Origin of the sequence: uncultured Parabacteroides sp. (assembly GCF_902493135.1) — a bacterium.
Lineage (GTDB): Bacteria > Bacteroidota > Bacteroidia > Bacteroidales > Tannerellaceae > Parabacteroides.
Map to the genome: position 1 here is coordinate 46,865 of NZ_CABUOD010000012.1, position 13,693 is coordinate 60,557.

Consider the following 13,693-nt stretch of genomic DNA (forward strand, 5'->3'; position numbering starts at 1 on the left):
ATGATCGATCAACCTACCATAGACCGGATATTGGATGCCGCAAACATTGTGGACGTTGTTTCCGAATTCGTTACCCTTCGGAAACGAGGCATAAACTATGTAGGGTTGTGTCCTTTCCATAGCGACAAGTCGCCCTCTTTCTATGTGTCGCCGGCAAAGAATATCTGTAAATGCTTTGCCTGCGGCGAAGGGGGTACGGCTGTTCACTTCATTATGAAGCATGAGCAGCTTTCTTATTATGATGCGCTTCGCTTCCTTGCCAAGAAATACAACATCGAAATACAGGAACGGGAACTGTCGGAACGCGAAAAGCAGGTGCGCAGCGACCGCGAAAGCATGCTGATCGTCAATAGCTGGGCGCAGAAATACTTCACGACCCAACTCTACGAACACCAGGAAGGCAAAGCCGCCGGCCTGCGCTACTTTGCCGAACGTGGTTTCCGGGAAGATACCATTCGTAAATTCCAGTTAGGCTACAGCCTCGACCAACGGGACGCCCTGTACAAAGCCGCAACAAAGAGCGGTTACAAAAAAGAATTTCTCGAAAAGACAGGTTTGGTGATCGCCTACGACAACGGCGGGGTAAACGACCGTTTTCGCGGGCGTGTCATTTTTCCGGTCCATACGCTCAGTGGAAAAGTCGTCGCTTTCGGAGGACGCGTCCTGAAGAAAGACGAAAAGACAGCCAAATATGTCAACTCGCCCGAAAGTGAGATTTACCATAAGAGTAACGAGCTTTACGGGATCTATTTCGCCAAACAGGCGATCGTAAAGGCTGACCGCTGCTTCTTGGTGGAAGGCTACACGGATGTGATTTCCATGCATCAGGCAGGGGTCGAGAACGTGGTCGCCTCGTCGGGTACGGCCCTCACGCAGGGACAGATCCGCCTGATACACCGCTTCACCAGTAACATCACGGTCTTGTATGACGGCGATGCAGCCGGTATCAAGGCGGCCTTGCGCGGTATCGACCTGCTGTTGGAAGACGGCATGAACGTGAAAGTGGTGCTCCTTCCGGACGGAGAAGACCCCGACTCCTTTGCCCGCAAGCACAACGCGAGCCAGTTTGCCGAGTTTATCCGGCAGAACGAGACCGATTTCATCCGTTTCAAAACGCGCCTGCTATTGGACGATGCAGGAACGGACCCGATCAAGCGGTCGGCGCTGATCTCCGACATTATCCGGACGGTGGCCATCATCCCCGACAATATCGCCCGCTCCCTTTATATCCGGGAATGCAGTACGATGATGGAAATAGACGAGATGCTCCTGTTGAACGAAGTGAACAAAATCCGTCTCAACAAGGAAGAAAGGCAAGCGAACACTCCGTCCTCCCCCATTCCGGCTACTCCCGCCAATATCCCCGAATACCCGGATATTCCCGGTTACCAGCCCTACCCGGAAGAGACGCCGGCGGAACAACCGCAGGAAAGTCCCCTGCCTCCTGACAATACGATCCCGCCCCCCCCACCGGAAGAATACAGTCCCGATGACGGAGGGGGCAACATGCCGCCGCCAGCGCCTTTCACGCCGCCGGCAAACATTCCGGTAGGGCCGAAGCGTTCGCCTTACGAGGCATACGAAGTCGCCCTGCTGCGCTACATCGTGCGTTATGGCGAACGTATCCTGTTCCAATATACGGACGAAGAGACGAACGAGGATGTCGTGATCCGCGTTTCCGAATATATCCGTTCCGAGCTGGAACGCGACGACCTGACCTTTTATACTCCGCTCTTCAAGAGTATGATGGATGAAGCGGCCGATCGCTGCCGGTCCGAAGGGTTCATCGCGAACCGGTATTTCCTCGCCCATCCCGACCCGAACGTGAGCCGCCTTGCCGCCAACCTGATCAGCGAAAAATATCAGCTCAGCAAGTATCACACCAAATATCGGGAACTGGAACAGGAAGAAGACAAACTCGACCAACTGGTAATCCGGGAACTGTATGCTTTCAAAGATGCCTATATCCTCTCGCAAATCAAAGAGATACAGGCACAGATCAAAAGCATGCAAAACAACGGAGACATGGAACAGGTTTTCGAGCTGATGAAAAAGCTCACGCGCCTGAATGAAATAAAGAATGTATTAAGTAAAGAATTGGGAGAAAGAATCATATTAAAAATGTAATGCCTATGAACTTTTTAGAAACGGAAGACGTGGTAAAGCAATACGCCAACCACCTCGCCCTCAACAAGGTCAGCATCCAGGTTCCCGAGGGGAAAGTCTTCGGGTTATTAGGGCCGAACGGAGCCGGCAAGACCACGCTGATCCGTATCATCAACCGCATCACGGCCCCCGACAGCGGCCTTGTCCGTTTTAACGGACGCGAGTTCCAGCCGGAAGATATCTACCAGATCGGTTACCTGCCGGAAGAACGCGGACTGTATAAAAAAATGAAAGTCGGCGAACAAGCCATCTACCTGGCACAGCTCAAAGGACTCTCCTACCAGGAAGCCCGCACACGGTTGATACGCTGGTTCGAAAAATTCGATATCATGCCCTGGTGGAACAAGAAACTCGAAGAGTTGTCCAAAGGAATGCAGCAGAAAGTACAGTTCATCATCACCATCATCCACGAACCGAAGCTGCTGATCTTCGACGAACCGTTCAGCGGATTCGACCCCGTAAATGCCGAATTGCTGAAAAAAGAAATCCTCGAACTGAAAGATGCCGGACACACGATCATCTTTTCCACGCACAACATGTCGTCCGTTGAAGAAATTTGTGACAATATCGCTTTGATCAACCGTTCGCAAGTTGTGCTCTCCGGCAATGTGACAGAAGTGAAAAGCCGTTTCCGGACAAACAATTTCACCATCCGTTTCCATACCGAATCAGGGAAGTTGCAGCCTATCCCGGAAATGTTCAGCCTGCTGACGGAGAAAGACCTGGCCGGAACAAGCGAAGTGCGCATCCATAAAGAGCCGGGGATTACCAACTCCGCACTTCTTTCCGCATTGGCGGGACAGACTGAGATCATCTCCTTCACGGAAGAGATCCCTTCGATGAACGACATATTTATTAACACCGTCTCCGGTACAAATACCACGCAAGCATGAATAAGATAGGACTTATAATAAAAAGAGAATACCTCCGCCGTGTCAGCAAAAAATCGTTTCTGTTGCTGACATTCCTGACGCCGTTCCTGTTTGCCGCCCTCGTGTTCGTCCCGCTTTGGTTATCCACTATCAAAGGAGATGATGCCAAGCAGGTGGCAATCATCGATACGACAGGCAAATACGCCCCGCTGTTCAAAGATACGGAAGAATACACTTTCATCACCGAAAAAGGTTCCAGCCTGGAAGAATATCGTAAAAATCCGGATAAGGAAATATTCGCTTTCCTGAATATCACAGACGATTTGCTGCAAAATCCGACCGCCGCAACGCTCTATTCGCAGAAACAGATTCCGATGGGATTGAAAAACACGATCGACAAAACGCTGTCCGAATACCTGAAAGACGAGAAACTCGCCTCTTACAATATCGACAACCTGAAACAGATCATCGAGGACAGTAAGATCGATTTCAACATCAAGACCATCAAATGGGACGAAGACGGAAGCGAGAAAAGCACTTCGGCCGAAGTCGCCTCTATCTTGGGTATGATATTGACATTCATCATCTATATGTTTATTATCATGTACGGAGCGATGGTTATGCAGGGAGTGATGGAAGAAAAGACGAACCGCATCATCGAAGTGATGATTTCGTCCGTCAAGCCGTTCGACCTGATGATGGGAAAAATCATCGGCATCGGTTTCGTCGGCCTGACACAGGTATTCCTGTGGGGAATCCTGACAACCGTTTTGGTATCGGGAAGCCTTTTCTTTTTCGGTGGCAGCACGTCGCCTGAAGACATGATGACAGCACAGATGGCGGCACAAGGTGTGGGCGATGTGGCTGCCGGTTCATCCAATATCAGCATCCAGGTGCAGGAAATCATCAATTCGATCAACTTCGGGATGATCGGCATCTGCTTCGTTCTTTATTTTATCGGAGGTTATTTGCTGTATGCAGCTCTATTCGCCGCTATCGGAAGTGCCCTGGAACAGCAGGAAGACACCCAGCAGTTCATGACTCCGATCATGCTTTTGATGGCGTTCAGCTTGTATGCCGGAATCTACAGCATGAATAATCCCGACGGCCCGCTGGCCTTCTGGTGTTCGATGATTCCGTTTACCTCCCCTATCGTGATGATGGTCCGCTTGCCGTTCGACATTCCGGTATGGGAATTGGCGCTTTCGTTTGCCTTGCTGTTTGTCACATCCATACTTATCGTCTGGTTCTCGGCCAAAATCTACCGTGTAGGTATCCTGATGTACGGTAAGAAACCGAGCATCAAGGAGATGATTAAATGGGTAAAATATAAATAACCGGATATAAAAAAGGTTCGTCACTCAAAAGAATGACGAACCTTTTTTGTTGTTCAACCAGGACTCGAACCTGGACTAACAGGACCAGAATCTGTTGTGCTGCCATTACACCATTGAACAATGTGTTTCTGACTAAGGGATTTATTTATTTTTTGTTGTTCAACCAAGACTCGAACTTGGACTAACAGGACCAGAATCTGTTGTGCTGCCATTACACCATTGAACAATTTCAAACAACTAACTCCCTTGTTTGCGAGTGCAAAAGTACATACTTTTTCAAAACAAACAAACGATACGGTAATTTTTTTTCATTAATAAACTTTTTTCTTTTCCTGCTTGTTTTGATTTTGCAAGTATATACATATATTAATAGGAGGAAATCACCCACATAATAAATATAAGAAGTATATTTGCGACTTCGAATATTACTCAATAAAAAATAGATGGATCAAACAGAAGCATTAGTTAAAACGATTGTAGAAGGCCTACAGGAAAAAAAAGGTAAAAACATTGTAACCGTAGACTTAACCCAATTATCCGGCTCGATCTGCCAATATATGATAATCTGCGAAGGAAGCACTCCTACCCAGGTTTCCGCATTGTCTGATTCGGCTTGGGATTTTGCTCATCGCCGGGCAGGTGAAAAACCGCTTTCGATAGATGGAGCACAGCGTGCCGAATGGATAGGGATGGACTATGGCACGGTTCTTGTACACATATTTTTACCGGAACTTCGCGAGTTTTACAATCTGGAAAATCTTTGGTCGGATGCCAAAGTGACTCAGATTGCCGATCTCGACTGATGACCGATCTTACATAGTATAGAGATAATCATATATGGAAAATAAAAACGACATGTTCAACAAAGCACCGAAGAATAATAAGCAAAAGATGTTCAAGTTTAATCTTTATTGGATGTACGGGCTCATCTTTATCATGCTTTTTGCTTTGTATCTGACAAACGACTCTTCGGCATCTAAAGAATTAGGCTGGACCGAGTTCCAGAAATTAGCGCAGGAAAACGTATTCGACCGGATGGTCGTCTACAACAAAAAGAATCTGGTTGAAGCAACCGTAAAAGACGGACGGAAAGGTCTGGTGTTCAGGAAAGACAGTGTGGCATTGGGCACAAACCCGAAAGTGTATGTCAAAATACCGTCGGCCGATAAATTCTCGGACTTCTATGACAAAGCCGTTGCCGATAATCATATCACTACGCAGGTCAGTTTTGAAGAAGGCGATGATGCGATCTGGAATTTCCTTGTTTCGTTCGGTCCGATCCTGTTGATCATCGTCGTGTGGATATTCCTGATGCGGCGCATGTCAGGCGGCACAAGCGGCGGTCCCGGCGGAGTATTCAGTGTGGGAAAGGCAAAAGCACAGCTTTTCGATAAAGACAACGACCGGAAAGTGACATTCAAGGATGTCGCCGGCCTTGCAGAAGCAAAACAGGAGGTGGAAGAGATCGTTTCCTTCTTGAAAAGTCCCGAAAAATATACGGAATTAGGAGGTAAAATACCTAAAGGCGCCTTACTCGTAGGCCCTCCAGGAACCGGTAAGACTTTATTGGCCAAGGCTGTAGCCGGAGAAGCCGACGTTCCGTTCTTCTCCCTGTCCGGTTCGGACTTCGTAGAAATGTTCGTCGGCGTAGGTGCTTCCCGCGTACGTGACCTGTTCCGCCAGGCAAAAGAGAAAGCTCCTTGTATCGTATTCATCGACGAGATCGATGCCGTCGGCCGTGCCCGTGGCAAAAATGTAAACATGAACAGCAACGATGAACGTGAAAACACGTTGAACCAGTTGCTTACGGAAATGGACGGTTTCGGCTCCAACAGCGGTGTGATCATCCTGGCCGCCACGAACCGTGCCGACATCCTGGATAAGGCGTTGCTTCGTGCCGGACGTTTCGACCGTCAGATTCACGTGGAACTGCCCGACCTGAACGAGCGTAAGGAGATATTCGGAGTACATCTGCGTCCGATCAAAATCGACGAAAGCGTCGATGCCGAATTCCTGGCACGCCAGACTCCCGGTTTCTCCGGAGCCGATATTGCCAATGTCTGCAACGAAGCCGCTTTGATTGCCGCCCGTAGCGGTAAAAAGTTTGTCCAGAAAGAAGACTTCATGAATGCGGTCGACCGTATCGTCGGAGGTCTGGAGAAACGCACTAAAATAACGACTGCGGATGAGCGCCAATGCATAGCCAACCATGAGGCGGGCCATGCCACCTTGAGCTGGCTGCTGGAACATGCCAATCCGTTGGTTAAAGTCACGATCGTTCCGCGAGGCAAGGCATTAGGCGCCGCCTGGTATCTGCCGGAAGAACGTCAGATTACCACCCGCGAACAATTGCTGGACGAAATGTGCGCTACCCTCGGCGGCCGTGCTGCCGAAGAACTTTTCTTGGGAAAAATCTCTACCGGAGCATCCAATGACCTCGAACGGGTGACCAAACAGGCTTACGCGATGGTCGTCTATTTCGGTATGAGCGACCGTCTGCCGAACTTGAACTACTACGATTCAAGCGGACAGGACTGGGGCTTCACCAAACCGTACAGCGAAGAAACAGCCCGGATGATCGACCAGGAAGTACAGGCCATTATCAACGAACAATACGAACGGGCCAAAAGCATCCTGAAAGAATACGCGTCGGGCCACAACATGCTGGCCCAGGTATTGCTGGAACGGGAAGTAATCTATACGGAAGATGTCGAACATATCTTCGGTAAGCGTGCTTGGGTTTCCCGCTCGGAAGAGATCCTGGAATTGCAAGAAAAAGCAAACGGTAAAAAAGCCGAAGAAGCGAATGTTGCCGAAGCCGACAAGCAGTAACATGACGCGAACAAATAATAATTCCATGCCCACGAATTTTGAAACAGATGGGCATGGAATTTATTTTTTACGTATATTTGTACCTGAATAAATCAATAAAAAAACACTATCATCTTGAAAAATTTGATTATACGGGCGTTAACCGGCATTATATTCGTCGTGGTACTGGTCAGTGCCATTTGTATCCATCCGATTTTTTTCCTCATTCTTTTTTGTATCATAACGGGATTGACCCTTTGGGAATTCGGTGGTCTGGTCAAGCATTATGAAAATGCGAATCTGCAACGGGCCGTGAATGTGCTCGGAGGAGTATATCTGTTTATCGCCACCTTCGTTTATGCAAACGGGTTGACGGACGGAAAGATCTTCCTCCCCTATCTGCTATTTATCATGTTGACAATGATAGCCGAACTCTACTATAAGGCTCCGAACCCGATCAACAACTGGGCATTTACGCTCTTTGCCCAGGTTTATTGTGCCGGCTCCTTCTCCATGCTGAACTTCATCGGTGCAGAGCCGGGAACACCCGGTGTCATGAGCTACACGCCGCTCTTCATCATGGCGATCTTTATTTTTGTCTGGTTGGACGATACCGGAGCCTATCTGGTCGGCTCCCTGATCGGAAAAAGGAAATTATTTGAACGGATTTCTCCCAAGAAATCATGGGAAGGTTTTTTTGGCGGATTGATCCTCGTTTTGGCTTCCTCGCAGGCATTCGCCTGGTACGCCCCAGAAATAAGCCGGCTTAATTGGTTGGGGCTGGCAGCAACAGTCATCCTGTTCGGGACTTGGGGAGACTTGATCGAATCCCTGCTGAAACGTACGCTCGGAGTAAAAGACTCCGGCAATGTATTGCCGGGCCACGGAGGAATGCTGGACCGCTTCGACAGCGTTATGCTGGCTGTTCCGGCCAGCTACATCTATATCGAACTCTTCATTCGAAATTAAAGGTGAGCGTCACCATCCGGGAAGTCGCTTTGGACAGGGAGCTCGGATATTTGATCAAATCCTGGTCTGTCAGGTCACCCCGGTCTTTCTCCAGCAGGTCTACCAGACCGAAACTGAACTTAAGTTCCGGACATAATTTGAAAAACGGAAGATAAATATCACATCCGATACCGAACTCGACACCGAAATCCGTTCCTTTCAACAGGATCGGATTTCCTTTTTTACGCCCCAAGTCGAAAGCGCCGTAAATACCTCCGATCAGATAAGGACGATAGTTATTCACGCGAAAAGCGCTATACTTCACATCGAGCGGAAACGTCAGGTAGTTGGAACGGACGGAAGTGGAATACATGCTTACCACCGGATTTTCATCCGTTCCCTCCATCCCTTCCATTTCAGGACGACGGAACACAAATTTCTTGTCACCGAAGTGGATCGTCGGCGTAAAACGCAGGTTGAAATATGGATTCAGGTACATATCCCCGATAACCCCGACACTAAAACCCGGCGAATAGCTCGGAATCTCGGCATACCAGGTTTCACCGTTTGTCGCCACACCGGTATTAGTCAATATCAAATCCTGCGCATGCAAACCTACATGAAACCCCAGATGGAACCATTTCAAATCCGCATAGGGCTGATTCTTCACCTTTTCTTTCTGCGCCATTACAGCAGTTAAAGACAGAAAGAACACACATATGATAAATAGTAGACGTCTCAATTCTTTTCGTAATTTTGAATTTATAACGGGAAAGAGCCCGACTTATTGCAAAAGAGCATTTATTTGTAAAAAAAAGGAGGAGTTCTTTTTTTAATTCAAAGAAAGCTCTATTTTTGCACGAACTAATAGTTATCAATTTAAACGTTTAAAAAAATGGCTTACGTAATTAGTGACGATTGTATCGCTTGCGGTACTTGTATTGACGAATGTCCGGTAGGAGCAATTTCAGAAGGCGACAAATACAGCATCGACCCTGAAATGTGTACAGATTGTGGAACTTGCGCAGATGCTTGTCCTACTGAAGCAATTCATCCGGCAGAATAAACCGCAACATCGATAGGTTTCCTTCAACAGGACCTATAAAGATAAGGGGCTGTTTCCTTTCGGAACAGCCCCTTATTATTTCCTCATTCTTTGCGCCGGCTCCGTCAAAATTCGATATTCAGTTTGATCTCATCCGAGTCGTCTTCCTGCCGATCTTCATCCGACGCCGTCTCCGCCGGCCTTTCACCGGCTCTACATTGCTTAATGTAACTGATTACATCATTCATTCCATCCATGAACTTGTCAAAGTCCTCTTTGTACAGGAAAATCTTATGTTTTTCAAAAGAGACCTGCGTACCATTCTTCGGCTGCACCTTTTTACTTTCCGTCACAGCCAGAAACAAATCGTCCTTCAGATTCTTCTTTACATCCAGATAATAAATTCTTTTTCCTGCTTTAATGGTTTTAGAGTATAAAATCTCTTTGTCACCACCTTCAACCTGCATTTTCTTCACCGAGTCTTCCATTATAGCAAACATTCGTTAAACACCCACCCTTTTATCATAACTTGCTTCAAATATGTGCATTTTTTTTTAAACAACAACTATTTTAACGCATGAAAATGCATATAAAGAATCGGAATATTATGAAATAATAAATAACGCACATAAAATTAAGCGAAGCGGCGAACTTTTATCAAAAGAATGACTAACTTTGCAGCCAAATTTATAACAAGTAGTTCCTTCAAACGATGATCAACAGAATTTTAATCCGCATTAAAGTTTTACAGATAGTATATTCTTACTATCAAAACGGCAACAACGACCTCAAAGTAGCGGAAAACGAATTGCTTTTCAGTCTTAGAAAGTCTTATGACTTATATCATTATTTTCTTCTCCTAATTGTCGACGTCACAAACTTGCAAAGACGCATCCTGGATGCCCGTAAGAACAAGTATATGCCAACAGAAGCCGAATTGAATCCAAACACTCGCCTGATAAACAACCGTTTTGCTGCACAAATAGCCGAGAACGAAGCGCTTCGGAAGTATGTAACCGAGCAAGGCCTTTCATGGGATAACGATGAAGATTTCATCAAGATGGTACTCGACCTGATCTTATCGTCCGAACAGTACGCCGAATATCTGAAGAACGAAAACGATTCATACGAAACGGACAAGGAATTCTGGCGCACCGTATTCAAAAAACTGATATGCGGCAACGAAGCGATCGACGACTACCTGCAAGACAAAAGCATTTACTGGAACGACGACATCTCCATCATCGAAACATTTACGCTGAAAACGATCAAACAATTCGAAGAAGCAGCCGGAAGCAAACAAAAATTGTTGCCGATGTTTAAAGATCTCGAAGACCAGTCTTTCGCCATCAAACTATTCCGCCAATCCTTGATGAAAGGAAGCGAATTCCGTGAACGTATCAACAAGCACATGAAGAACTGGGAGACCGAACGCATAGCCAATATGGACCTCATTATCATGCAGGTTGCGCTGGCTGAAATCATGACGTTCCCGACAATTCCCATCAACGTGACGCTGAACGAATATATCGACACGGCTAAGTACTACAGTACTCCGAAAAGCGGAACGTTCATCAACGGTATTTTAGATTCAGTAGTCAGCGAGTTAAAAAAAGAAAAGTTATTGCTCAAAGATTAATTATTATCCTTACATTTGTGTCAGTATCGAATTGATATTAACTTATTAATGTTTATAGTTATATGAGCTTACTTACTATTTTACTTCAGGCCGCAGGCGGAAGCCAGCAATGGTCTGGTATTTTGATGATGGTTGTCATTGTTGCGATCTTCTATTTCTTTATGATCCGTCCGCAACAAAAGAAACAAAAAGAAATTCAGAAAGCCCGTGAAGCCTTGAAAGCGGGAGACAAAGTGATCACTGCCGGAGGTATCTACGGAAAGATCAAAGAAATCGGTGACACATATATGTTGATTGAAATTTCTGATGGCGTACGCATCCGTGTAGACAAAACATCCGTGTTTGCATCTGCAGAGGACGCGCAGCAAAAATAAACAACGGAACATATGTCACGACTTGGACAAACCAAACAAACATTCAAGTCTGTCCGGATAGAGATTAAGGCTTTTCTTCGCCGTCAACAGTGGAAAGAAGCCTTGATCTTTTTCTGTTTTATCCTGTTGGCTTTCGGCTTCTGGCTTCTCCAAAGCCTGCAACAGGAATATGAAATAGATATCAAGATTCCGGTCAAATACAAGAATGTACCGCCGGATATATCTTTCACGGAAACGCCGCCCGAAGCCATTACGGTCAAAGTGAAAGACAAAGGGAGCGTGTTACTGAACTACTCTTTCGGCCGTTCGTTTGCCCCGATTGAGGCCAACATGAAGACACAGCCGGAAAAAGCCGGTAAACTGGTCATCAGCCGGAAAGATATCGAAAGCGATATAAAGAAACAGCTGATTGCGACTACTTCCCTGCTCAGCTTCGAACCCCAGCTTATTGATGCGGCTTACAGCAAACGTATCAAGAAAGAAATTCCGGCCGTGTTCGAGGGAACCGTCCGGACGAATGCCGGTTTCAAAGTCTCAGGCGACATATCCATTACTCCCCGTAACATCAGCGTTTACGCCAGCGATGTCGTACTGGATACCTTGAAAGAGATAAAAACGGTCTATACCGAGATCAAGAAAGGAAACAAGAGCGTCACGCGTACCGTCCAACTGGAAAAGATAGACGGAGCTACTCTCGAACCGACAAGTGTGACCGTTACGATCCCGATAGAAGAATATACGGAAAAGACGCTGGAAATACCGGTTATCTGTACCAACCTCCCCCGCCATTACACCTTGCGCACATTCCCGTCTGTCGTAAAGGTGAGTTGCAGCGTCCCCCTTTCACGCTTCAAGGACGTCTCGGCGGATGATTTCGAGATACGGATCTCTTTTGCCGACCTGGAGCAAAACGCTTCGGGGACATTGCCTTTGCAACTGGACAAGAAACCAAATTGGGTGGATGTCGCGACAATTTCACCCGACCGGATCGAATTTATATTGGAACAAACAAAATCAAATGATTAAGATAGGAATCACCGGAGGAATCGGAAGCGGCAAATCAGTGGTAGCCGCTCTGCTGGAGTTGTCGGGCATTCCCGTGTATATCGCCGATACGGAAAGCAAACTTCTGACAACCACGTCGCCCGTTATCCGGGAAAAACTGATGGCCTTGTTCGGCGAGGAACTTTATACGGCCGACGGTTTGGATAAAAAACGTCTCGCCTCCCATATTTTCGGTAATCCGAAACGGCTTGAGCAGGTAAATGCCATCATTCACCCCGAAGTGAACCGCCATTTTCTTGCCTGGTCGGACAGGCAGGATGCTCCGGCATGCGCCATCGAATCAGCCATCCTTTTCGAATCGGGCTTTAACCGGATTGTCGATACGACGCTGATGGTCTATGCCCCGATGGAAGTACGTATCGCGCGGGCACTCGAACGCGATGCCGTTCCGCGCGAAGAGATCATGCGTCGCATCGAAAGCCAGTTGCCGGACGAAGTGAAGAAAGAGAAATCGGACTACGTGATCTTCAATGGCGGAGAACAGGCTTTACTTCCGCAAATAACCGCTTTCCTTGCCTGGCTAAGGATATGAAAACATTGACTTTCAATTTTATAGCAAACATAAGAACGAAGATGTCCGGTTGGAAGGAACTTTTACGCTTAGTGAATAATCATTAGAAACAAGAAAATATGTTCAAAACTGCCGGAAATTTCCGGCAGTTATACTACATTTGCAACACAAAAGTTAAACACTATTAGAAAAACAAAGTATTATGTTGAAGACGATTTTGTCTATCTCGGGCAAACCGGGATTGTTTAAATTGGTTTCCCACGGGAAAAACATGCTGATTGTTGAGTCGTTAGCAGATCAGAAAAGAGTTCCTGCATACGCAAAAGATAAAGTAATCTCTCTGGGTGATATCGCTATCTACACAGATGAAGCAGAAGTTCCCTTACACGAAGTTCTGACCAGCGTCAAAAATAAAGAAAACGGACAGCAAGCATCTGTTTCCACTTCCGCCAAACCGGACGAACTGCGTGCTTATTTCGCAGAGATCCTGCCTAATTTCGATCGCGAACGCGTATATCCGAGCGACATCAAGAAATTGATCTCCTGGTATAACATCCTGATCGGCGCCGGCATCACAGACTTCACTCCCGAAGAACCGGTAGCGGAAGAGGCTCCGGCAGAAGAAACAAAAGAAGAAGCGTAATAGATCCCTACCAGCTGGCGCGTAAGGGTACTTATTGTAGAAAACGCATTTTTCAGGCTCAAAAGAGATCTGAGACCAAACAGAGGTTAATTCGCTTTTTCGACGTCAAAAAGGGATTTTCACCTATTTTCCGGCACTTCTTCGCCACGAAGACGGTCGTCATTTCATTTATAAGGGACTTCATCGCCATGAGAACGGTCGTCATATACAAAGACAAGGGACCTCATGATGATGAAGTCCCTTGTCTTTGTAAAAAACCGCGCACCTCACGGCAGCAAGCCC

At 46.8% G+C, this 13,693-nt stretch carries 14 protein-coding genes and 2 tRNA genes; 12 read left to right on the forward strand and 4 right to left on the reverse strand.

The window, feature by feature from the left end:
* Genes dnaG through RDN79_RS07605 form a run of 3 tightly spaced genes read left to right on the forward strand, consistent with a single transcriptional unit; the run spans nucleotide 1 to nucleotide 4,375 of the window.
* A complete protein-coding gene (dnaG, locus tag RDN79_RS07595) occupies nucleotides 1-2,127 on the forward strand; it encodes a DNA primase (RefSeq protein ID WP_298548912.1) in 2,127 nt (708 codons plus the stop codon).
* 5 nt (nucleotides 2,128-2,132) lie between these two features.
* A complete protein-coding gene (locus RDN79_RS07600; protein WP_298548909.1) occupies nucleotides 2,133-3,059 on the forward strand; it encodes an ABC transporter ATP-binding protein in 927 nt (308 codons plus the stop codon).
* Nucleotides 3,056-4,375, forward strand: coding sequence for an ABC transporter permease (locus RDN79_RS07605; protein ID WP_298548907.1), 1,320 nt, complete (start codon nucleotides 3,056-3,058; stop codon nucleotides 4,373-4,375). The genes RDN79_RS07600 and RDN79_RS07605 overlap by 4 nt, the downstream gene beginning before the upstream one ends.
* Nucleotides 4,376-4,424: 49 nt before the next feature.
* On the opposite strand, the gene RDN79_RS07610 is transcribed toward RDN79_RS07605, so the two are convergent.
* Nucleotides 4,425-4,495: transfer RNA gene (locus tag RDN79_RS07610), tRNA-Gln, on the reverse strand.
* 35 nt (nucleotides 4,496-4,530) lie between these two features.
* Nucleotides 4,531-4,601: transfer RNA gene (locus tag RDN79_RS07615), tRNA-Gln, on the reverse strand.
* A 217-nt stretch (nucleotides 4,602-4,818) separates the two neighbouring features.
* Here RDN79_RS07615 and rsfS point away from each other — a divergent pair.
* The 3 genes from rsfS to RDN79_RS07630 all read left to right on the forward strand — a co-directional run bounded on the left by rsfS (nucleotide 4,819) and on the right by RDN79_RS07630 (nucleotide 8,155).
* Nucleotides 4,819-5,178, forward strand: a complete 360-nt coding sequence (gene rsfS, locus RDN79_RS07620; protein ID WP_298548905.1) for a ribosome silencing factor — start codon at nucleotides 4,819-4,821, stop codon at nucleotides 5,176-5,178.
* 34 nt (nucleotides 5,179-5,212) lie between these two features.
* Nucleotides 5,213-7,207: an ATP-dependent zinc metalloprotease FtsH gene (gene ftsH / locus RDN79_RS07625; RefSeq protein ID WP_298548904.1), complete on the forward strand. Its 1,995-nt coding sequence runs from the start codon at nucleotides 5,213-5,215 to the stop codon at nucleotides 7,205-7,207.
* Nucleotides 7,208-7,321: 114 nt separating this feature from the next.
* Nucleotides 7,322-8,155: a phosphatidate cytidylyltransferase gene (locus tag RDN79_RS07630; protein WP_298548902.1), complete on the forward strand. Its 834-nt coding sequence runs from the start codon at nucleotides 7,322-7,324 to the stop codon at nucleotides 8,153-8,155.
* Here RDN79_RS07630 and RDN79_RS07635 read toward each other — a convergent pair.
* Nucleotides 8,142-8,876, reverse strand: a complete 735-nt coding sequence (locus RDN79_RS07635) for a porin family protein (RefSeq protein ID WP_298548900.1) — start codon at nucleotides 8,874-8,876, stop codon at nucleotides 8,142-8,144. The two genes, RDN79_RS07630 and RDN79_RS07635, sit on opposite strands and share 14 nt — an antisense overlap.
* Before the next feature lie 153 nt (nucleotides 8,877-9,029).
* Here RDN79_RS07635 and RDN79_RS07640 point away from each other — a divergent pair, with 153 nt between their 5' ends.
* The gene (locus RDN79_RS07640; RefSeq protein ID WP_005640945.1) at nucleotides 9,030-9,200 is read left to right on the forward strand and encodes a DUF362 domain-containing protein; all 171 of its coding nucleotides are present in this window, start codon (nucleotides 9,030-9,032) and stop codon (nucleotides 9,198-9,200) included.
* A gap of 104 nt (nucleotides 9,201-9,304) precedes the next feature.
* On the opposite strand, the gene RDN79_RS07645 is transcribed toward RDN79_RS07640, so the two are convergent.
* Nucleotides 9,305-9,667 (reverse strand): DUF3276 family protein, encoded by a 363-nt coding sequence (locus RDN79_RS07645; RefSeq protein WP_298548924.1) that lies wholly within the window; start codon nucleotides 9,665-9,667, stop codon nucleotides 9,305-9,307.
* A 224-nt stretch (nucleotides 9,668-9,891) separates the two neighbouring features.
* Between RDN79_RS07645 and nusB the strand changes: the two genes are divergently transcribed.
* From nusB to RDN79_RS07670, 5 genes are all read left to right on the forward strand, one after another.
* Nucleotides 9,892-10,818 carry a transcription antitermination factor NusB gene (nusB, locus tag RDN79_RS07650; protein WP_298548896.1) on the forward strand — a complete coding sequence of 309 codons (927 nt, stop codon included), beginning with the start codon at nucleotides 9,892-9,894 and terminating at the stop codon, nucleotides 10,816-10,818.
* 62 nt (nucleotides 10,819-10,880) lie between these two features.
* Nucleotides 10,881-11,192, forward strand: coding sequence for a preprotein translocase subunit YajC (yajC, locus tag RDN79_RS07655; protein ID WP_005647768.1), 312 nt, complete (start codon nucleotides 10,881-10,883; stop codon nucleotides 11,190-11,192).
* A gap of 12 nt (nucleotides 11,193-11,204) precedes the next feature.
* Nucleotides 11,205-12,218, forward strand: a complete 1,014-nt coding sequence (locus tag RDN79_RS07660; protein WP_298548890.1) for a YbbR-like domain-containing protein — start codon at nucleotides 11,205-11,207, stop codon at nucleotides 12,216-12,218.
* Nucleotides 12,211-12,789, forward strand: coding sequence for a dephospho-CoA kinase (gene coaE / locus RDN79_RS07665; RefSeq protein ID WP_298548888.1), 579 nt, complete (start codon nucleotides 12,211-12,213; stop codon nucleotides 12,787-12,789). Before RDN79_RS07660 ends, coaE begins: the two co-directional genes overlap by 8 nt.
* A gap of 181 nt (nucleotides 12,790-12,970) precedes the next feature.
* Nucleotides 12,971-13,411: a DUF5606 domain-containing protein gene (locus tag RDN79_RS07670; RefSeq protein ID WP_298548885.1), complete on the forward strand. Its 441-nt coding sequence runs from the start codon at nucleotides 12,971-12,973 to the stop codon at nucleotides 13,409-13,411.
* Nucleotides 13,412-13,693 lie beyond the last annotated feature (282 nt).